The following is a 19,764-nucleotide window of genomic DNA, read 5'->3' on the forward strand; positions in this document are numbered from 1 at the left end:
CGCGTGTTGGCGGGCCGGACGCGGGGCCGGGCGCGCGCGGCCGCGCGCCGGCCCGGGGCGGTGCCGGGAGGGGACGCCCGGCACCGCCCCCTTTCGTGCCTTCGCCGGTCGAGGCCGGGCGGGAAGGTTTTTCGTCAGCCCAGGTCGGGCAGGGGCCGCCGGGCCACCTCTTGGGCGTCCTCCTGGGCGAGGCCCAGCATGCGCAGTGTCATCGCGGCGAGGTTCGAGGCGGCCTCGTCGCCGTCCAGGTCAGGGCGGGCGAACCGCAGCTCCAGCAGGGACAGAAGCGTTCCGCCCAGCGCGGAGAGGGCCACGACCGGCTCGACGGCGGTGAAGCGGCCGGACGTCATGCCGGCCTCCAGGTCCCGCAGCGCCCGGGAGGCCAGGCCGTTCTCCGAGTGGAGATAGCCGAGTCCGCGCCGACGCAGGACCTGCATCAACTCCGGATGCGAGTCGGCCATGCGGGCGCTGAGCCGGAAGCCCGCCGCGACCAGTTCCGCCGGGTCGTCGATCCCGGTCAGTCGCTCGTCGAAGGTCTGGCCGAACTCCTCCAGGGCGTCCACCACGGCTGCCTCGAACAGCTCCGTCTTCGACTCGAAGTGGTTGTAGAACGATCCGAAGCCGACGTCCGCGCGCTCGGCGATCGCCTGGATGCTGACGCTGGTGTCCCCGGTTTCGGCGAGGATCTGCCGGGCCGCACGCACCAGCGCCTGACGGGTCTCGGCGCGGCGTCGCTCGAAGCGATTGCGGGGCGGGGCTGACGAAGACATGCCCCGAGTCTAGCTGCGCCAACAGGCACTTCAGCAATTCTGATGAAGTCATCATTTCTTTCCGCTGAACCCTTGACGGGGGGTTACATCAAACTTGATGATTTCCTCATTACGGCAATGTTGCTTGGAGGACGTCATGTCCAAGACGGCTCATCAGGACCTCCACAGTGAGCGGGGCGCCCTGCGCGGCGAACACCCCGGTCGCTCCCGGAACCCGGTGATCAAGGTGGCCGACCTGGCCTGGCTGGAGTTCCAGAAGCCCGACCTGGACCGCGCGGAGGTCTTCGCCCGGGACTTCGGCTTCGGGATCGCCGCCCGGACCGAGGACGAGCTGTGGCTGCGGGGCACCTTCGCGGGCTCGCCCTGCATGGTGATCCGGCGCGGTCGTACGTCCCGTTTCATCGGCCCGGCCTTCCGCGCCGCCGAGCGGGCCGACCTCGACCGGCTGGCCCGCGTCACGGGGGCGTCCGTGCGGGAGGCGGACGTTCCGGGCGGTGGCCGTTCGGTCGACCTGCTCGACCCCTCGGGCTTCCCGGTCCGGGTCGTGCACTGCGCCGAGCAGCTGCCCGAACTGCCCGGACAGCGACCGCTGCTGCTCAACTCCGGCACGGATCACCGTCGTACCAACACCACCCAGCGCCCGCCCCGCGAGCCGTCCCGGATCCAGCGCCTCGGCCATGTGGTGCTGGAGACAAGGGTGTTCGCCCGAGCCCTGGACTGGTACCTGGACACCCTCGGCATGATCGTGTCCGACTTCCTGTTCCTGGACGGACAGCGCGGCCGCGGCCCGACGATGGCGTTCATCCGCTGTGACCAGGGCCCGCTGGCCGTCGACCACCACACGCTGGCCATGCACCTCGGCCCGGCCAACGGCTATGTCCACTCCGCCTACCAGGTCACCGACCTGGACTCCATCGCCGCCGGCGGCGAGTACCTCAAGGAACGTGGATACAAGCGCAGTTGGGGCATCGGGCGGCACATCCAGGGCAGCCAGCTCTTCGACTACTGGCGCGACCCCGACCACTTCATGCTGGAGCACTTCGCCGACGGCGACTTGTTCTCCTGCGACCTCGAACCCGGCTGGGCGCCCATGTCGACCAGCGGCCTCGCCCAATGGGGCCCGCCGGCCACCCGCGACTTCCTCGGCGCCAGTCCCTCCCCGCAACGCGTCCGTGACGTCATCGAGGCCCTGCGCGGCGACAACGAGATGGATCCGGCGCGCCTGTTCGGCCTGCTGAAGGCCGCGAACTCCTGACCGAACTTCTCCCCCGCACCTCTGAAGAAGGCACTGACATGAGTACCAACGTCCTGCGTACCGGCGACGGCTGGTGGGTGGTGCGCGACACGCGCGCCGTCCGCATCGAGACGAAGGCCGTGACCACCGCCGAGCTGCTGGCCGACCGCCCGGCTGTCCGGGAGGCCGCCGCGAGCGACGATCCCGGCACGCCGGTCGCCGACCTGGTGGCCCTGTCCCCGGTCACCACGCCCTGCCGGGTGGTGTGCCAGATGGTCAACTACCGCAGCCACGCCCGTGAGTCGGGCTTCACCGGCGACATCCCGCCCGCCTTCTTCCGCAAGGCGTCCGGCTCCGTCAGCGGCCCCGGCGAGGCGATCGTGCGCCCGGGACACGTGAAGTTCCTCGACTACGAGGTGGAGTTGGGCCTCGTCATGGGGGCGCCCCTGCCCGTCGGCACCGTCGTCGAGGAGCGGGACCTGCCGACGTATGTCGCCGGGCTCGTCATCACCAACGACATCAGCGCGCGAGACGTCCAGCTGACCAAGACGCAGTTCTACGAGAGCAAGTCCTACCCGACCTTCACGCCGACCGGCCCGTACCTGACCCTCCTCGACCCGGAGGACTTCGCCCATCTCCTGAACCTGCGCCTGAAGTTGAGCGTCAACGGCGACCTGCGCCAGGACCGCACCCTTGCCGACATGATCGTCCGCCCGGCCGAGGCACTGACCCTGCTGGCTCGCTTCCAGACCCTGGATCCCGGCGACCTGCTGCTCACCGGTACCCCCGGCGGCACGGCCCTGCAGGCCCCGCCCAAGGCCGTCGAGAAGATCGGCTCGCTGCTGCCGCCCGCCGTCAAGTGGAAGGCGTTCTTCAAGGCCCAGGCCAAGAACCCGCGCTACCTGCACCAGGGCGATGTCGTCGGCGTCACCATCGCCACCGCGGACGGGCGGATCGATCTCGGTGAGCAGCGCACGCCGGTCACGGACGCGCGATGAGCACCCCGTCCCGGGTGCCCGTGCTGATCGTCGGCGCCGGGCCCGTGGGCGTGACCGCCGCACTGCTGCTGGCCCGGCGCGGCATCCGGACGCTCGTCCTCGAACGGCACCGGGACGTCTACCCCCTCCCGCGTGCCGTCGCGACCGACGACGAGGTCTGCCGCATCCTCCAGGCCGCGGGTGTGGCAGACCGGTTCGCCGCGATCTCCCGCCCCGCGCGCGGGTTGCGGCTGCTGGATGCCCGGCACCGGGTGATCGCCGAGTTCCGACGCTCCCCGCACGGTCACCACGGCTTCCCGCAGACCAGCATGTTCGACCAGCCCGAGCTGGAACGCCTGCTGCGCGCCGAGCTGGCCCGGTACCCGGAGTGCGAACTGCGGAGCGGAGCGGAGGTCGAGTCCCTGCAACAGGACGGCGCCGGACCGGTGCGCGTGACCTACCGTGACGAGGACGGCGAGCACCTGGCCGACGCCGACTACGTCCTCGGCTGCGACGGCGCCAACAGCCTTGCCCGCCAGGCCATCGGCGCGGTGTGGGAGGACCTGCGCTTCGAGGAGCACTGGACCGTCGTCGACGTCCGCACCAGCCTGCCCGTCCGCTGCTGGGAGGGCGTGGACCAGGTCTGTGACCCGCACCGCCCCGCCACCTTCATGCGGATCGGCGAGGACCGCTACCGCTGGGAGTTCCGGCTGCGGGACGGCGGACCCGTGGACCACGAACGGCTGCGCGAGCTGGTCGCGCCGTGGGCCGACCTCTCGTACGGCGCCGACTTCCACGTCCTCCGGCAGGCGCAGTACACCTTCCGCGCCCGCATCGCCGACCGCTGGCGCCGCGGCCGGGTGTTCCTGCTCGGGGACGCCGCACATCTCACCCCTCCGTTCGTGGGACAGGGGCTGTGCGCGGGCCTGCGCGACGCCCACAACCTGACCTGGAAACTGGCCCGAGTCCTCCAACAGGGCGCTGATGAAAGGCTGTTGGCAACCTACGAGAGCGAACGCAAGCCGCACGCCCGCCATGTCATCCGACTCGCCGTCGCCACGGGCTGGGCCATGACCGGAGGCCAGGACCGCGCCGCCGCCCTGCGCCGGCAGGCCGTGAGCGCGGCCTGCCGCATCCCCGGTGTGACGGGCGCCGCCACCCGCAACCTCAGTCGTGCCCTGCGACCGGGACCGCTGACCCGCCGCAGCCGGCTCGGCGGCACCCACTGCCCACAACCCTGGCTGACCGTCACCGGCCGGCCCACGCGCCTCGACGACCTGCTCGGAGACTCCTTCGCCGTAGTGACCACGGTGCCGCTCCCGCCGGCCGCGCGTGCCCTCGCCGACGCGATCGGTGCCCGGGTCGTGGACGACGCGGGGGAGGCCATCGCCACGTGGCTGCGGACCGGCCGCGCGGACGCCGTCCTGCTGCGACCGGACCGCGTCGTCCTGGACGTCGTCCCGTCGGGCGGCGACGACTTCACCGCCACCGACGCCTGGGCGCCGCTGCTGTGCACGACCCGGCGCCGCCACGAACAGTCCCCGACCGAAGCCCTGTTGAGGAGCAACGAACGATGAGCACGCCCTTCTGGACCCCCGACCCGGAGTCGGCCGCAAGCAGCCGCATCGCGGACTTCGCCCGGCGCCAGGGCATCGACGCCGACGACTACGCCGCTCTGCACCGCTGGTCCGTCACCGACCTCGAAGGGTTCTGGGGCGCGGTCTGGGAGTACTTCGACATCGAGGCGGCGACCCCGTACGAGAGCGTGCTCGCCGAGGAGCGGATGCCCGGCGCCCGCTGGTTCCCCGGCGCCACCCTCAACTACGCCCACCACGCCCTGCGCGGTCTCGCGGGCGACGACGTCGCGGTCATCGCGCTGGACGAGACCGGTGCCGGATACGAGGTGACCGGGGAGCGGCTGCGAGCCCAGGTCGCCTCGGTCGCGGCGACCCTGCGCGAACTGGGCGTCGGGCAGGGCGACCGTGTGGTCGGCTATCTGCCCAACACCCCGCACGCGATCGTCGCGTTCCTGGCCGCCGCGAGTCTTGGCGCCGTGTGGTCGGTGTGCGGGCAGGACTACGCCCCCAAGGCGGCCGCCGACCGCTTCCGCCAGCTCGAACCCACCGTGCTGATCGCCGCCGACGGCTACCTCTTCAACGGCACCACCCACGACCGCCGCGAGGCCGCACGCGAACTGGCGGGCGCGCTGCCCACCTTGAAGGCGACCGTCCTGGTCGACCACGTCGGCCTCCCGGGGGCCCTTTCCACGAACTACCCCTCCCTGGTGCTCCCGTGGGAGGACGCGGCGACCCGTTCCGAGGAACTCGCCTGTGTGCCGGTGCCGTTCGACCACCCCCTGTGGGTCGTCTTCTCCTCCGGCACCACCGGCCTGCCCAAGGGCATCGTCCACGGCCACGGCGGCGTCCTTCTGGAGCACCTCAAGACCCTCGGCCTGCACTCCGACCTCGGCCCCGGCGACCGCCTCCTCTGGTACACCACCACCCACTGGATGATGTGGAACCTGGTCGCCTCCACCCTCCTCACCGGCGCCACCACCTGCACCTACGACGGCAGCCCGGCCCCGCTCACCCAGCCGGACATCCTGTGGGACCTGGCCGCCCGCCACCGGGTCACGCTCTTCGGCACCAGCCCGCAATACCTGCTCGGCATGGCCAAGTTCGGCGTCGAGCCCGCCGTACACGACCTGGCGTCGATCCGCGCGGTCGGCTGCACCGGCTCCACGCTCCCCGACTCCGCCTACCCTTGGGTCCGCGACCATGTCGGCACCGAGGTCCTGCTCGCCTCCACCAGCGGCGGCACCGACGTCGTGTCCGGCTTCGCGGGTTCGGCACCCACCACCCCGGTCTGGGCGGGGGAGCTGTCCGCACCCAACCTCGGCGTGGCGCTGGCCGCGTACGACGCCGGGGGCCTCCCGGTCGTGGACCAGGTGGGTGAGCTGGTGGTGACCCGTCCCATGCCGTCGATGCCGCTGTACTTCTGGAACGACCCCGACGGCGGCAGGTACCACGACGCCTACTTCTCGGTGTACCCCGGTGTGTGGCGGCACGGCGACTGGATCACCGTGACGGGCCACGGTTCGGTGATCGTCCACGGCCGCTCCGACTCGACGCTGAACCGCAACGGCGTACGCCTCGGCAGCGCCGACATCCACGACGTCGTCGAACGCCTCCCCGAGATCACGGAAGCCCTGGTCATCGGCATGGAGGAGCCGGACGGCGGCTACTGGATGCCGCTGTTCGTCGTCCCGGCGGCCGGCATCGAAGTAGACGACGCCTTGCGCGACCGCATTCGCGATGCGATCCGCACCGGCGCCTCGCCCCGCCACGTCCCCGACGAGATCCTCGCCGTCCCGGCCGTCCCGCACACACGCACCGGCAAGAAGCTGGAGCTCCCGGTGAAACGGCTTCTCCAGGGCGCCCCGGTCGAGCAGGTCGTCAACCCCGCCGCCGTGGACGAGCCCGACCTCATCGACTACTACGCCCAACTGGGAGCAGAACGGCGCAGCCGCAGGAGGCAGGGCTGAAACACCTCCAGGCGGGTCGGGCACAGGGTTGAGTTCTACGGCGCCGAACATTTGGGCCTGGAGGCGTGGTCCGTACGCGCACAGGGCGGATGCGGCGTGGCGAGAGGGGCCCACGTTGCGGATGCACCGTGAGGCGGGTGATGTCGACCGAGCCGGTGCCCGGTTGGGCGGTGATTGCGGAGGGCGGCGCAGGTAAGGGTTGGGTGAGAGCGGAGGGTGGTCGGTCCGTGGGGCATTGGGCATGTACCGGTCGAAGAGTAGTGTCGGCTCGATATCGACGACGGCAGAACGGAAGCCGGTGGGAATCCGGCACGGTCGCGCCACTGTGTGCCGGCCCCTTGGAACGGGGCGGCGAGTCAGACCCGTAGCCGTCGTCATGTGCACCACCGAGATGGGACGCGAACTCCCTTAAGGAGGCCTTGCCATGGCCCAGCATGTCGCTCAGCCGACCGCCACCACTCCCGCTCTCCCCGCCAAGCTGCCGATCGGCGCGATCGTCCCGTGGGCGGTCTTCTTCGGCATCCTGATGCTGGTCCTGCTGTACTTCGTCGGCGCAGAGCAGGGCGCCACCGCCGTCGTCTCCGGCGAGGACGTCCACGAGTGGGTGCACGACGCCCGCCATCTGCTCGGGTTCCCCTGCCACTGACGCCGCGGAGCCACCACCCTCATGAACTCCGCAATCGTAAGAAACCTGCTGGTGCGGGGCATGCTGGCAGGGCTCGGCGCGGGTGTGCTCGCGCTGGTCGCCGCCTACTTCCTCGGTGAACCGAGCGTCGGCAAGGCGATCGGCTTCGAGGAGGCGCACGCTCCCGCGCACGAGCACGAGGTCGAACTCGTCTCCCGGAGTCTTCAGTCCACCGCCGGCCTGGCCACCGGTGTGCTGATCTACGGGGTCGCCTTCGGCGGTATCGCCGCTCTCGTCTACTGCTTCGCCCTCGGCCGTGTCGGCCGGTTCACCCCGCGGGCCACCGCGTTGCTGCTGTCCGGCTGCGCGTTGCTCGCCGTCTATGTCGTGCCGTTCCTGAAGTACCCGGCCAACCCGCCGGCCGTCGGTGACCCGGACACCATCGGCAAGCGGACCACGCTGTACTTCCTGATGATGGTGCTGAGCGTGCTCCTCGCGATCGCCGCGACCATCCTGGGCAAGCGGCTCGCCCCGCGGTTCGGGAACTGGTGGGCGAGCGTGGGAGCGGTCGTCGCGTTCGCGCTGGTGATCGGAGTGGCGTACGCGTTCCTGCCGGCCGTCAATGAGGTGCCCGCGGACTTCCCGGCCACGGTGCTGTGGCGGTTCCGGCTCTCCGCGCTGGCCATGCAGGTCACCCTGTGGGCAGGGTTCGGGCTCGTCTTCGGCGAGTTGGCCGAGCGGCTGCTGAACCCCAGGCCGGCCGCCGCGGCGTCGTCTTCGACGGTGGCCGCCCCCGGCTGATCAGGACGCGACGCCCCCAGCCGATCTGGACGTGACCATGCGCGATGCGCGAGGGCCCGCGGAACCGTCCGGGGGCCCTCTCGCGTTCTTCGGACATCCGACCGACCCCGGCCAGGACATGACCCGACGATCCGAGCGACCACACCGACGGGACAGCGACCACACCGACGGGACGGGGACGGCCGAGGCCAGCACAGCGGAGGAGCCCCGTGGCCAAGCACCCCCAGCCCCGCCGTATCACCCTGGGCGGCCGTGAGGCCGTCGCCCTGACGCCGGAGGAGTACCGGCAACTCCTAGCGAGCCGACGGCAGATCGGCGGCCAGAGCGCCCGGGTGCGGGTGCTCGCCCAGCAGGCGAGGCGCACCGAGGAACTGCTGAGGGAGTTGGAGACCCTGGTCGCCGCTCCGGAGGCGGGCCCCGGTGCGCCGACCGGGAGACCGTCGGCGGACTGCTCCGGTGCGTGCCGCGCCGCCGAAGTGCCGGGGGAGACGAACGCGGACCCGGGCTGTCTGCGGTGCGCCATCGCGGCGCTGTTGCGCCGTCATCGCGATCCGAGCGCCTGAGAGCCTGATTCCTTCCTGAGCGCCGCACGCTCACGTACTTTCCCGCCGTCACCCGTCGTCGCCGGCCGCCCGCGCGTGCAACGGCCGTCCCAGCCCGAGGTTCCAGCGGCCGGACCGTCCGCTGATCGCCGTCGCCGTCAACGGCGGCACGTCGACCCGCCAGAAGGCCGCCGCCGGTGCGTCCAACACATGCACCACCACGGCCCGTACGACGTCGGGCTCCACGACGGCGACGGTACGGCCCTCCCTCCGTGCCGCGCCGTCCAGCCACCGCCCGACCCGCAGGCACAGGTCCCGCACCGACTCCCCGCCGTGCGGCGCGGACGCGGGGTCGGCGAGCCACTGACCGACCGCCGCCGGCTCGGCGCCGCCGACCTCGTCAAGGGAAAGGCCCCGCCAACGGCCGACGTCCAGCCCGGCGAGCTCCACACTCGGCTCGCCCGCACCGAGTTCCAGTGCCTCGGCGGTCTCCCGGCAGCGCACGCTGGGCGACCTGACCACCAGAGCGGTGGGTGGCAGCACCCCGGCCGCCGCGCGCGCGTGCGTCATGCCGATGTCGTCGAGCGAGGTCGCCCCGTCGTCGAAACGGGGCCGACGCAGCGAGGGGTTCATCGCGGGGGAGACGAAGGTGACGCGGCTGGTCATCTGGCTCATCTTTCTGCCGGTGGTCGGGTGGAGAGGGTGCCCGGTGCGTAGTTGGCGCTGCTCGGCACCCGCTTCGGTGACCTTCTCGTACCACCATGTCGAAGCGCGGGGGCAGTTGCTCGCCGAGCCGCCCACCGTCCGCGTCGGCCCTGCCGTTCATCTGAGTGGAGCAAGATCGCGAGCCGTCGGCGTGGCAGAGGGATATATTGCGACTTTTCCAATTACCCTCTCATCACTGTACGAAGCGGATCCCTCACGGATCGCACCCACCTCACTCCATCGGAGAAAGACATGCACAAGCTTCGCAAGGCTGCCGTCCTGGCCGTCGCCCTCGGCAGCGTCGGACTGCTGGGCGCCGGCACGGCCAACGCCCAGGGTCTCGACGGCGGCGGCAAAGGCGGGGACCAGGTCAGTGTCCTGCAGAGCTCCAACTGCAAGTCGCACGACCTGAACGTCGACGTCCTCGGCCAGGTCGGCGTCCTCAACGGTGCGCTGGGCAACGCGCTCAACGGTGAGGGCAACGCCGGTGGGCAGGACGGCACGCACCTGGGCTCGTCCATGGGGTGCAGCAGCAGCGCCCTCTGAGGCGACTGCCCGAACGGGGGGCCGCTCGGCGCGGACCGGTGCCACAAGGCGAGACCTGCCGGTGGAGTACGGGCCGTGACACACGGCCCATGGGGTCCCGCTGGCGGCACCGCACCGGCGTCCCGCGAGCCGTACTGACCGGCCGCGGGACGATGTGGATGCCGCCGGGTTGACTGCCCCTCGGAAGCCGGGCGGGGGCCTGATCCATGACCCTGGGTCGGGCCCCCGCCCGGTCTGCCGGGTGGGTGTCAGCGGCGCAACCCCAGGGCCTCCCGCCCCGCGTACCGCGCCTGCGTCCCCAACTCCTCCTCGATCCGCACGAGTTGGTTGTACTTGGCGGTGCGGTCGGAGCGCGACAGCGAACCCGTCTTGATCTGGCCGCAGCCGGTGGCGACGGCGAGGTCGGCGATGGTGGTGTCCTCCGTCTCACCGGAACGGTGGGACATCACGACGGTGTACCCGGCGCGGTGCGCGGTGCCGACGGTGGCCAGCGTCTCGGTGAGGGTGCCGATCTGATTGACCTTCACCAGGATCGAGTTGGCGATGCCGTCCCGGATCCCGGCGCGCAGCAGCGCCTCGTTGGTGCAGAACACGTCGTCACCCGTGAGCTGGCACCGGTCGCCGAGCCGCGCGGTCAAAGCGCGCCAGCCCTCGTGGTCGTCCTCGGCCATCGGGTCCTCGATGGAGGCGACGGGGTAGCGGTCGACCAGTGCCGCGAGGTGGTCGGCGTGCTCGGCGGGGGTCCGGCGGACGCCCTCGCCCGTGTAGTCGTAGACGCCGTCGCGGAAGAACTCCGACGTGGCCGGGTCCATCACCAGGGTGATGTCGGTGCCCGGCTTGTAACCGGTCTGCTCGATGGCGCGTACGACGAAGTCCAGCGCCTCCTCCGCGGTGCGCAGGTCGGGTGCGAAGCCGCCCTCGTCGCCGACGTTCACGCTGTGCCCGGCGGCGATCAGGTTGCCGCGCAGGGTGTGGAAGACCTCCGAGCCCATCCGGACCGCCTCGGCGAAGGTGGCCGCACCGATGGGCGCGATCATGAACTCCTGGAAGTCCAGCGGATTGTCGGCGTGGGCACCGCCGTTGACGATGTTCATCATCGGCACCGGCAGCACCCGGGCGTCGACCCCGCCGACGTAGCGGTACAGCGGCAGCCGGTGGGAGGCCGCGGCGGCCTTGGCGGCGGCCAGGGAGACGCCCAGGATCGCGTTCGCGCCGAGACGTGCCTTGTCCGCCGTGCCGTCCAGGTCGATCAGTGCCGCGTCGACGGTCGCCTGGCCGTCGGCGGCCAGTCCGACCACGGCGTCGGAGATGGTGTCGTTGACGGCGTCGACGGCCCGCCGCACCCCCTTGCCGTGGAAGCGGTCGGGGTCGCCGTCGCGCAGCTCCACCGCCTCGCGGGCTCCGGTGGAGGCGCCGGACGGTACGGCCGCACGGCCGAGCGATCCGTCCGAGAGCTCCACGTCGACCTCGACGGTCGGGTTGCCCCGGCTGTCGATGATCTCGCGTCCGACGACCCGGCTGATGACCACGGGCACGCTGCAGCTCCTCACGTTCGGTCCGTCGCGATGACGACGGGGCTAAGTTCCAGCAGGGAACAAAGTGAGTTCCGAAAAGGAACCTACTATGGGTGCATGAGGATGCACAACGCCGACGAGACCTGCGGGATCGCCCAGGCCGCCACGGTTCTGGGCGACTGGTGGAACGTTCTGGTGCTGCGCGAGGTGGCCCGCGGACACGTCCGCTTCGACGCGCTGGCCGCCGAGATCGGCCTGTCCCGCAAGGTCCTCACCGAACGGCTCGGCCGGCTCGTCGCCAGCGGGGTGCTGCGCCGCAGCCTCTACCAGCGGCGTCCGGTGCGCTACGAGTACCTGCTCGCCGACGCCGGGACCGCGCTGCTGCCGCTGCTCGTCGCGATGCAGGACTGGGGCGACCGGTGGGTCCTGGGGGACGGAAGCCTCACCGGGACGGCCGATACCGAGAGCGCCGAGCACGCCCGGGTGCACGCCCTGACCGGCACCCGACTGCCCGAGGGCCTCGAACTGCCCGGCACGCAGGGCGCCGACCTGCCCCTCGTCTCCCCGGATGCCGCCGCGACCGTGCTCTTCACCTATCCCGGCACCGGAGTCGTCTGGGGCGAGGACATCCCCGGCGCCGACGGCTGCACGCTGGAGAACCGGCTCTTCCGCGAGGCCTGGCCCGAGTTCCGGGAGGCGGGAGTGGATCTACGGGGAGTCAGTACCCAACTCGTCCATGAGCAGGCGCTGTTCGCCCGCGCCGAGGAGGTCCCGTACCCCCTCCTCTCCGACGCCGCCCACCGGCTCGCCGCCGCCCTGCGACTGCCGACCTTCCGGGGCGCGGGCCGACTGCGGCACAGACGCCTGATCCTGGTGGTCGACGCCGAACGGACCGTACGGCATGCGCTGTTCCCCGTCGTCGACATCCCCCACGCGGTCGCCGAGAGCCTGCGCCTGGCGGTCCGGCTCACTGGTTCACCGGTGGCGCGGTGAGTAACTAGAATCCGGCCGTCCCCTCCCTGCCGAAGTGAGGAAGTCCATGGCCGAGCTCGCGAGGATCAAGGTCGAGCCGCGGGAGCCGTTGGCCTCCGAGGTCTCCCGGCGGCTGATCGAGTACCTGATGTCGGGCGAGGTGCAGCCCGGCGACCGGATCCCCTCCGAGCGGCGGCTGACCGAGATGCTCGGCGTGAACCGGCCCACCGTCCGCGAGGCGATCAAGTCGCTGGGCTTCCTCGGTCTGCTGGAGATCCGCCAGTCCAGCGGCACCTACTTCCGCGGCACCGAGTCCGACGTCCTCTACCGCCTCTTCGAACTCGGGCTCATCCTCGGTGAGCGCGGCGCGAACGACATGCTGGAGGCCCGCGCGGAGATGGAAGTGGTGGTCGCGGGGCTGGCCGCGCGGGCGCGCGACGAGGCCGGCGTGGAACTGCTGCGTGCCCGCCTGGCCGCGATGCGCGACTGCCCGGACGAGGAGTTCCCCGACGCCGACACCGCCTTCCATGCGGCACTGGGCGAGCTGGCGGGCAACACCGTGCTGCGGGACATGCTCAAGGGGATGCGCGTGATGATCCAGCGCGGCTGGGTCGAGCGCACCGGCGCGGTCCGCTCCCGCGAGGTCGCGTACGCCGACCATGTGCCGGTCTTCGAGGCGGTCGAGCGGGGCGACGCCGAGGCGGCGCGTGCCGCGATGGCCGCCCATATGGAGGGCGCGACCCGGCGTCTGAAGGAGGCGCTGGAGTTGCGCGGGGACGTCTGACCGGACTCGACCGGATGGCCGGACCGGGCTCGACCGGATGCGCGAACCGGCTCGGCTCTGCGCGGGGCGGCGATGCCCTGCGTCGACGCATAAGAGCAACCGGTTGACCGAGGGCTCTTTACTGTGGCGGCGCGGCAGAAACGAGCCTGCCTACCGGAAAGGGAAGAACCCGGTGTCCGAGCCCCGACCGCTGGTCGCCCTGATCCATGCCGTTCCGTCCGGCGCCCGTATCGCCCAGGAGGCGTTCGCCCGAGAGTTCCCCGAGGCCCGGTTGTGGAACGTCCTCGACGACCGTCTCCTCGACGACGCGCTTGTCGCCGACGGTCTGACCGAGCCGCTGCGCCGCCGTATGCTCCGGCTGATCGCCCACGTCATGGACGCGGGCGACGTCCAGGGAGTGCTGCTGACCTGCTCCTCCTACGGCGAGGTGGTCGAAAGCGCCCGTTCGCTCTGGGGCACGCCGATCCTGAGGTCGGACGAGGCGATGTTCCGGGCCGCGCTCGCCGGTCCGTACGACCGGATTGCCGTGGCGGCCTCCGTTCCGCCCGCCGTCCCGGCCGCCGTCGCCCAACTGGAGGCGCTCGTGCCGTTCGTACGGGGCGGCGGCCGGCCAGTGGAGATCAGCGCCGTGCTCAGCGAGGCCGCCGCCGCGGCCGACAGCCCCGAAGCCACCGCCGCCCACCTCGCGGACGCCCTGCGCGCGGGCGGCGCGGACAGCGCCCAGGCGGTGCTGCCGGCCCAGTACTCCCTGGCTCCGGCCGGCGAGACGCTCGCCGGCCTGATGGGTGTGCCCGTACTCGACGGGGCCGGCACCGCAGCCCGCGAACTGCGCGCACTGCTCCTGGAGGAGTCCTCCCCACATCCGGCGACGGTGTCATGACCGCCCGGCCGCCCCGTCGTCCCGGCCGCAGACCTGACCGCACCCGACCGAAAGAGGAGCCCGCATCATGAGCACCACCTACCGTCTCGGTGTCCTGGACGGCGACGGCATCGGCCCCGAGATCGTCCCCTCCGCCGTGGAGATCGCCACCGCCGCCGCGCAGGCCGCCGGCGTCCGCGTCGACTGGGTCCCCCTCCCGCTGGGCGCCGCCGCCATCGAGACCCACGGCACGCCCGTCCCGGACGGGACCCGGCAGACCCTCGCCGAACTGGACGGCTGGTTCCTCGGCCCGCACGACTCCGTGTCGTATCCCGAACCGCACAAGTCCGCCCTCAACCCCTCGGGCACCCTGCGCAAGCACTTCCAGCTGTTCGCCAACATCCGCCCCGCCAAGAGCTTCCCCGGCGCGCAGGCCGTCTGCGGCAACGCCGACCTCGTCATCGTCCGCGAGAACACCGAGGGCTTCTACGCCGACCGCAACACCTACGCCGGCACCGGTGAGTTCAGCCCCGTCGAGGGCGTCGCCATCGCGATGGGCATCATCACCCGCGCCGCCACCGAGCGCGTCGCCCGTGTCGCCTTCGACCTGGCGCGCTCGCGGCGCGGGAAGCTGACCATCGTCCACAAGGCGAATGTGCTGAAGCTGACCACGGGACTGTTCCGCACGGTGTGCCAGGAGGTCGCCCAGGACTATCCGGACGTGACCGTCGACGACTTCCACATCGACGCCATGACCGTCCATCTGGTGCGCCGCGCCCAGGACTTCGACGTCATCGTCACCGAGAACATGTTCGGCGACATCCTCTCCGACCTGGCCGGCGAGATCAGCGGCTCACTGGGCACCGCGCCGTCCATCAACGCCTCCGCCGACACCGCCATGGCCCAGGCGTCGCACGGCTCCGCACCCGACATCGCCGGGCAGGACATCGCCAACCCGGTCGCCATGATCCTCTCCGGCGCGATGCTGTTCGAGTGGCTCGGCGCCCAGCACGGCGACACGGCCGTCGCACGCGCGGCGAAGATCATCGACGCCGCCGTGGCCGCCACCGTCGAAAGCGGCGTCTCCACCCGCGACCTGGGCGGCTCGGCGTCCACGAGTGAGTTCACCGCCGCCGTCATCAAGGCCATCACGGCCGACTCCGCGGGCACGGACCGGAACTGACCCCGTCCGCCCCTGCCTCCGTACCCCCGGCGAGGAGCACCCCGACCATGACCCTGCGCGAGGCGGCCGGCGCGGCCGGGGAACTGGAGGAGACGGCCAAGCTGTTCTTCCTCCTCCACGGCCACCCCACCCGTCCCCTCACCGTCGGGCAGGCCGCCGCGCTCGCCGATCGCCGTCAGTCCGCGGGCTCGTAGGCGCTGATGAGGTAGAGCGCCTCGTCGTCGATCGCGTGCTCCATCCAGTCCACGGAGATGCGCACCGGGTGCCCGTCGGCCGCGTACTTCGCCTCGGCCTTGTCCGCGTCGTCCCGCCGCGCCTGTTCCAGTTCGTCGAGGAGCTCCCCGATGGTGGGCACCGCTTCGGGGACGTCCTCGACGATCCGCCGGGCGCTCTCGTCGAGGCCCACCGCCTCGGCCACGGCGCCGTCGCGGACCGTGATCCGGAAGGTGCCGAGCAACGTCCGTTCCCCGGCGCTGGACTGGAGCGTGTAGGTGTACGCGTCGGGCTCCTGCCACGGGGCCCGGCTCTGAGTCCCCACGCTCTCCGCCCCATTGCCGCAGGCGACCGCCCCGCAGAGCAGTCCTCCGATCAGTACGGCCCGGGACACGGCGCGGGCGGTGCGGGAGGTGCGAGATACGGCGGTCATGGCGGAAGTCCCTTCGAAACGGCTACCGCTATGACGCCGGTCGCCCCGGCGACGTTCGGCCGCCCTTCCCGAACTGTGCGGTCACCGCGCCACTCTGCGTGATTTGGACGGGCCCTTCTCGTGCCCTTCATCAGCCCTGTACGGACGCTAACCACCGCTTCGCAACAGTGGGATCAGCCGCTCCACCAGGGAAAACATCAGAAGGGCAGAGTGCCATGGGCAGTGTCTCGCGACCGCAGCGCCGAGCAATCCTCACCGGAGGGCTCGTGGCCTCCGCAGCCGTGATCACCGGCTGTTCGTCCAAGACCGGCAGCGACTCGGCGGGGAAGGCCACAGCCGTGGGCGCGGCGTCGCCGTCACCGGCCGAGAGCGCACCCCCCACCACGCCCCGGGCGGCGTACGCGCGGCTGCTTGAGGGCAACGAGCGGTGGGTGAACGGCTCGCTCCAGCGCCCCAACCAGGGCATCGACCGGCGCCGTTCGGTCGCCGAGGAGCAGGACCCGTACAGCGTCATAGTGTCCTGCATCGACTCCCGGGTGCCGCCGGAGATGGTCTTCGACACCGGCCTGGGCGACCTGTTCGTGATACGCACCGGCGGGCAGGTGGTCGCACCGGTGGTCACCGGTTCCGTCGAGTACGGGCCCGTGACGTCGGGATCCCCGCTGATCCTGGTCCTCGGGCACCAGCGCTGCGGCGCGGTCAAGGCGGCGTACAAGGCGCTGAAGGAGCGCAAGCCGCTGCCGGGCAACCTGCAGTCGGTCGTGGAGACGCTGCGCCCTGCGTACGAGGCGGTGTCCAAGGAGAAGCACGCCGATCCCGTCGACGCCATGATCCGCGTCCACGCCCAGCAGACCGCCGCCGACCTGCGCCGGAGCGCCAACCTCGGTCCGCTGGTGAGAAAGCGTGATCTCGCCGTTGTCAGCGCCTACTACTCGCTCGACACCGGCAAGGTGGAGGTGCTCTCCGGGGCGCCTTCCGCCTGACGAGGGGGATGACCGGCCGCTGTTGGGGGCGGCCGGTCATCGCTCGTGGTCCCTCCGCTCACTCGGGAGTGCCGACGCCAGCAGTTGCGCCAGGTGGACGGCCTCGTGCCCGCCGCTGTCGAGTTCATGGATCTGCGTACGGCAGCTGAAGCCGTCGGCGAGCACGACCGTTCCGGCGTCCTCCTCCCGCAGCCGAGGCAGCAGGACGCGTTCCGCGCAGGCCCGGCTGACCTCGAAGTGGCCCCGCTCGAAGCCGAAGTTGCCGGCCAGCCCGCAGCAGCCGGAGTCGAGTCGCTCGGTGTCGACCCCGGCGCGGCGCAGCAGCCGCGCGTCGGCCTCCCAGCCCAGTACCGCGTGCTGATGGCAGTGCACCTGCGCCACCGCGCGGGCGCTGCGGTCGGGCAGCTGCGGGGGCTCGTACCCCGGGCTGTGTTCGGTGAGCAACTCGGCCAGGGTCACCGTCTGTTCCGCCAGCCTGCGCACATCCCGGTCGCCGGGGAACAGCTCCGCCGCGTCCGACCGGAACACGGCGGTACAGCTCGGCTCCAGACCGACCACCAGCCCGCCCTCCCGCAGATGACGGCGCAGGCGGCGGACGGTCCGGGTCAGGACGCGTTCGGCGATGCCGAGTTGACCGGTGGAGATCCAGGTCAGGCCGCAGCACAGCGGCTCGCTCGGCATCGTCACGCCCCAGCCGGCGTGCTCCAGCAGTTCCACCGCGGCCTGCCCGACCCGCGGGTGGAAGAAGTTGGTGAACGTGTCCGGCCACAGCAGCACCGTCCCACGCGCCCCGGCGACGGAGCCGTCACGGCGGGCGAACCAGCTCTGCAGCGACCGTCGGGCGAACCGCGGCACCTCCCGGTCCGCGACCCCCGCCACCGCGACCGCCAACCGCGACAACGGCGGCGTGTGGGTGAACGCGTTGACCACCGGCCCGAGCCCGCCCCGCACCACGGCCTGGGCGACGACCGGCAGCCACCCCATCGACAGGTCCGAGCGCGGCCTGCGCCAGGGACGCCCCGCGTAGTGGTGCGACAGGAACTCCGCCTTGTACGTCGCCATGTCGACATCGGCCGGGCAGTCGCTCTTGCACCCCTTGCAGGCCAGGCACAGATCGAGGGCGTCCTTCACCGCCCGTGAACGCCAGCCGTCGCGTATCGCGCTGTCGCCGTGCCCGTCGAGCATCTCGAACAGCAGCCGGGCCCGTCCCCGTGTGGAGTGCTCCTCCTCCAGCGTGACCTGGTACGAGGGGCACATCACCGCGCCGCCCCCGGTGTCCGTGCGACGGCACTTGCCCACGCCCACGCACCGGTTGGCGGCCTGCGCGAACGACCCGCCGTCATGCGGGAAGCGGAAGTGCAGGTCACGCGGGTCGTCCGGCGCCCAGTCGGCGCCGAGGCGGAGGTTCTCGTCGAGCCCGTACGGTGCCACGACCTTCCCGGGGTTCATCCGGTCGCCCGGGTCGAAGACGGCCTTGAGCCGCCCGAACGCCGCCACCAGTTCCTCCCCGAACATCCTCGGCAGCAGCTCGCCCCGGCTCTGCCCGTCCCCGTGCTCACCGGACAGGGACCCGCCGAACTCGACCACGAGATCGGCCGCCCGCTCCATGAACCGCCGGTAGTCCGCCACCCCCTGGGCGCTGTACAGGTCGAACGGGATCCGTGTGTGCACGCACCCCTGCCCGAAGTGGCCGTAGAGGCTGGGCCCGGCGTCGCTCAGATACCCGAACTCCTCGAACAGACCGTGCAGCCGCCGCAGATAGTCGCCGAGCCGCTCCGGAGCCACCGCCGAGTCCTCCCAGCCCTCCCAGGTGTCCGGATGGCCGGGGATGTGCGCGGTGGCGCCGAGACCGGCCTCGCGGACCTGCCAGAGCTGCTCCTCGTGGGCGGGGTCGTCCAGGAAGGCGACCTCGGGATCGTGCTCGGACTCGTGCAGCCCGTCCAGCATCCGGTGGGCCAGTTCGTCGGCCTCCTCGACCGTCTCGCCGCCGAACTGCACCATCAAGAAGGCCTTCCCTTCGGGCAGTTGGGCGATGGCCTGCGGGTTGAGGTGCTTGAGCCGCTCGTCGTGGACGAGGTGGTGGTCGACGCCCTCCAGCGCGATCGGCTCGTGGGGCAGGATCTGCGGTACGGCGTCCGCGGCGAGCGCGATGTCTCCGAACCCCAGCACCACCAGCGAGCGTTCCTTCACCACGGGGACCAGCTTCAGCTCCGCCCGCAGCACGGTGACGAGCGTCGACTCGCTGCCGACCAGCAGCCCGGCGACGTCGAAGCCGTGCTCGGGGAGCAGCGAGTCCAGGTTGTAGCCGGAGACCCGGCGGGGGATCTCGGGGAAGCGGCGCCGGACGTCGTCGGCGCAGCTGTCGCGCAGGGCGCGCAACTGCCGGTACAGGGCGGCGCGCAGATCACCGTGCCGCTCGATCTCGGCGTACTCCTCCTCGCTCGTCTCCCCGCACCAGAAGCGGGTGCCGTCGTAGAGCAGCACCTCCAGGCGGGCGACGTTGTCGACGACCTTGCCGGTCGCCTGGGCGGTGGCGCCGCAGGAGTTGTTGCCGATCATGCCGCCGATCGTGCAGTTGGCGTGGGTGGCGGGCTCGGGGCCGAAGCGCAGCCCGGTCGGGGCGAGCCGGCGGTTGAGCTCGTCCAGCACGATCCCCGGCTGCACGACACAGGTGCGGGCCTGCACGTCGACCGACTCCAGGTCCGTGCAGTACTTCGACCAGTCGATCACGACGGCCGTGTTGGCGCACTGCCCGGCCAGACTGGTCCCGCCGCCCCGTGACAGCACGGGCGCGTCGTACTCCCGGGCGACGGCCACCGCCGCCACGGCCGCCTCGGGGGTGTGCGGTACGACCACGCCGATCGGTGTCTGGCGGAAGTTCGAGGCGTCGGTGGAGTACGCGGCCCGGCTCCCGGCGTCGAAACGGACCTCGCCGTCGACGCGCTCACGCAGGGCCGCCTCCAGAGCCGCCGGGTCGGGTGGAGGTGCCGTGTCGCGGCGTACGACGGGAGCGGGCAGGTCCGAGATGCCCATGAACGCCTCCTCGATGTCGGTGCGGGCCCCGCCCGGGTACCCGCGA

19 protein-coding genes and 1 riboswitch are annotated in these 19,764 nt (G+C 71.6%); of the genes, 14 read left to right on the forward strand and 5 right to left on the reverse strand.

Going from position 1 to position 19,764, the window contains the following annotated elements; genetic code table 11:
- Positions 1 to 134 precede the first annotated feature (134 nt).
- The gene (locus ACFWYS_RS04140; RefSeq protein ID WP_384763003.1) at positions 135 to 770 is read right to left on the reverse strand and encodes a TetR/AcrR family transcriptional regulator; all 636 of its coding nucleotides are present in this window, start codon (positions 768 to 770) and stop codon (positions 135 to 137) included.
- A 136-nt stretch (positions 771 to 906) separates the two neighbouring features.
- On the opposite strand from ACFWYS_RS04140, the gene ACFWYS_RS04145 reads away from it, so the two are divergent.
- From ACFWYS_RS04145 to ACFWYS_RS04175, 7 genes are all read left to right on the forward strand, one after another.
- A complete protein-coding gene (locus ACFWYS_RS04145) occupies positions 907 to 2,025 on the forward strand; it encodes a VOC family protein (protein ID WP_384763005.1) in 1,119 nt (372 codons plus the stop codon).
- A 38-nt stretch (positions 2,026 to 2,063) separates the two neighbouring features.
- Complete coding sequence (locus ACFWYS_RS04150; RefSeq protein ID WP_384763008.1) at positions 2,064 to 3,002, forward strand: fumarylacetoacetate hydrolase family protein; 939 nt, start codon at positions 2,064 to 2,066, stop codon at positions 3,000 to 3,002.
- Positions 2,999 to 4,558, forward strand: coding sequence for a bifunctional 3-(3-hydroxy-phenyl)propionate/3-hydroxycinnamic acid hydroxylase (locus tag ACFWYS_RS04155; RefSeq protein ID WP_384763011.1), 1,560 nt, complete (start codon positions 2,999 to 3,001; stop codon positions 4,556 to 4,558). Before ACFWYS_RS04150 ends, ACFWYS_RS04155 begins: the two co-directional genes overlap by 4 nt.
- Positions 4,555 to 6,525: an acetoacetate--CoA ligase gene (locus tag ACFWYS_RS04160; protein ID WP_384763014.1), complete on the forward strand. Its 1,971-nt coding sequence runs from the start codon at positions 4,555 to 4,557 to the stop codon at positions 6,523 to 6,525. Before ACFWYS_RS04155 ends, ACFWYS_RS04160 begins: the two co-directional genes overlap by 4 nt.
- A gap of 247 nt (positions 6,526 to 6,772) precedes the next feature.
- Positions 6,773 to 6,913, forward strand: a riboswitch (cobalamin riboswitch).
- A gap of 36 nt (positions 6,914 to 6,949) precedes the next feature.
- The gene (locus tag ACFWYS_RS04165) at positions 6,950 to 7,171 is read left to right on the forward strand and encodes a CbtB-domain containing protein (protein ID WP_272115899.1); all 222 of its coding nucleotides are present in this window, start codon (positions 6,950 to 6,952) and stop codon (positions 7,169 to 7,171) included.
- Positions 7,172 to 7,192: 21 nt separating this feature from the next.
- Complete coding sequence (locus ACFWYS_RS04170) at positions 7,193 to 7,951, forward strand: CbtA family protein (RefSeq protein ID WP_384763017.1); 759 nt, start codon at positions 7,193 to 7,195, stop codon at positions 7,949 to 7,951.
- Positions 7,952 to 8,160: 209 nt separating this feature from the next.
- Positions 8,161 to 8,514 carry a hypothetical protein gene (locus ACFWYS_RS04175; protein ID WP_384763020.1) on the forward strand — a complete coding sequence of 118 codons (354 nt, stop codon included), beginning with the start codon at positions 8,161 to 8,163 and terminating at the stop codon, positions 8,512 to 8,514.
- A gap of 48 nt (positions 8,515 to 8,562) precedes the next feature.
- Here ACFWYS_RS04175 and ACFWYS_RS04180 read toward each other — a convergent pair whose 3' ends face one another.
- Positions 8,563 to 9,159, reverse strand: coding sequence for a histidine phosphatase family protein (locus ACFWYS_RS04180; protein WP_384763023.1), 597 nt, complete (start codon positions 9,157 to 9,159; stop codon positions 8,563 to 8,565).
- 291 nt (positions 9,160 to 9,450) lie between these two features.
- Between ACFWYS_RS04180 and ACFWYS_RS04185 the strand changes: the two genes are divergently transcribed.
- Positions 9,451 to 9,744, forward strand: coding sequence for a hypothetical protein (locus ACFWYS_RS04185; protein ID WP_384763026.1), 294 nt, complete (start codon positions 9,451 to 9,453; stop codon positions 9,742 to 9,744).
- Positions 9,745 to 9,992: 248 nt separating this feature from the next.
- On the opposite strand, the gene eno is transcribed toward ACFWYS_RS04185, so the two are convergent.
- Positions 9,993 to 11,273, reverse strand: coding sequence for a phosphopyruvate hydratase (gene eno / locus ACFWYS_RS04190; protein WP_384763433.1), 1,281 nt, complete (start codon positions 11,271 to 11,273; stop codon positions 9,993 to 9,995).
- Positions 11,274 to 11,375: 102 nt separating this feature from the next.
- Here eno and ACFWYS_RS04195 point away from each other — a divergent pair, with 102 nt between their 5' ends.
- The 5 genes from ACFWYS_RS04195 (at position 11,376) to ACFWYS_RS04215 (ending at position 15,250) form a co-directional block, all read left to right on the forward strand.
- Positions 11,376 to 12,251 carry a winged helix-turn-helix transcriptional regulator gene (locus tag ACFWYS_RS04195; protein WP_384763029.1) on the forward strand — a complete coding sequence of 292 codons (876 nt, stop codon included), beginning with the start codon at positions 11,376 to 11,378 and terminating at the stop codon, positions 12,249 to 12,251.
- Positions 12,252 to 12,297: 46 nt separating this feature from the next.
- Positions 12,298 to 13,014: a FadR/GntR family transcriptional regulator gene (locus ACFWYS_RS04200; RefSeq protein ID WP_384763032.1), complete on the forward strand. Its 717-nt coding sequence runs from the start codon at positions 12,298 to 12,300 to the stop codon at positions 13,012 to 13,014.
- A 172-nt stretch (positions 13,015 to 13,186) separates the two neighbouring features.
- Positions 13,187 to 13,894 (forward strand): aspartate/glutamate racemase family protein, encoded by a 708-nt coding sequence (locus ACFWYS_RS04205; RefSeq protein ID WP_384763034.1) that lies wholly within the window; start codon positions 13,187 to 13,189, stop codon positions 13,892 to 13,894.
- Positions 13,895 to 13,961: 67 nt separating this feature from the next.
- Entirely contained in the window at positions 13,962 to 15,056 is a 1,095-nt protein-coding gene (locus tag ACFWYS_RS04210; protein WP_384763036.1) for an isocitrate/isopropylmalate dehydrogenase family protein, read from the forward strand.
- A 47-nt stretch (positions 15,057 to 15,103) separates the two neighbouring features.
- Positions 15,104 to 15,250, forward strand: a complete 147-nt coding sequence (locus ACFWYS_RS04215; protein WP_384763039.1) for a hypothetical protein — start codon at positions 15,104 to 15,106, stop codon at positions 15,248 to 15,250.
- Here ACFWYS_RS04215 and ACFWYS_RS04220 read toward each other — a convergent pair.
- A complete protein-coding gene (locus tag ACFWYS_RS04220; protein ID WP_384763041.1) occupies positions 15,232 to 15,702 on the reverse strand; it encodes a DUF6174 domain-containing protein in 471 nt (156 codons plus the stop codon). The genes ACFWYS_RS04215 and ACFWYS_RS04220 overlap by 19 nt on opposite strands.
- Before the next feature lie 266 nt (positions 15,703 to 15,968).
- On the opposite strand from ACFWYS_RS04220, the gene ACFWYS_RS04225 reads away from it, so the two are divergent.
- Positions 15,969 to 16,685: a carbonic anhydrase gene (locus ACFWYS_RS04225; RefSeq protein WP_384763044.1), complete on the forward strand. Its 717-nt coding sequence runs from the start codon at positions 15,969 to 15,971 to the stop codon at positions 16,683 to 16,685.
- Between the two features lie 36 nt (positions 16,686 to 16,721).
- Here the strand turns inward: ACFWYS_RS04225 and ACFWYS_RS04230 are convergent, their stop codons facing one another.
- On the reverse strand, positions 16,722 to 19,718 hold the full coding sequence (locus tag ACFWYS_RS04230) for an FAD-binding and (Fe-S)-binding domain-containing protein (protein ID WP_384763046.1): 2,997 nt from the start codon (positions 19,716 to 19,718) through the stop codon (positions 16,722 to 16,724).
- Positions 19,719 to 19,764 lie beyond the last annotated feature (46 nt).

This window comes from Streptomyces sp. NPDC059010 (assembly GCF_042740355.1).
Classification (GTDB): domain Bacteria; phylum Actinomycetota; class Actinomycetes; order Streptomycetales; family Streptomycetaceae; genus Streptomyces.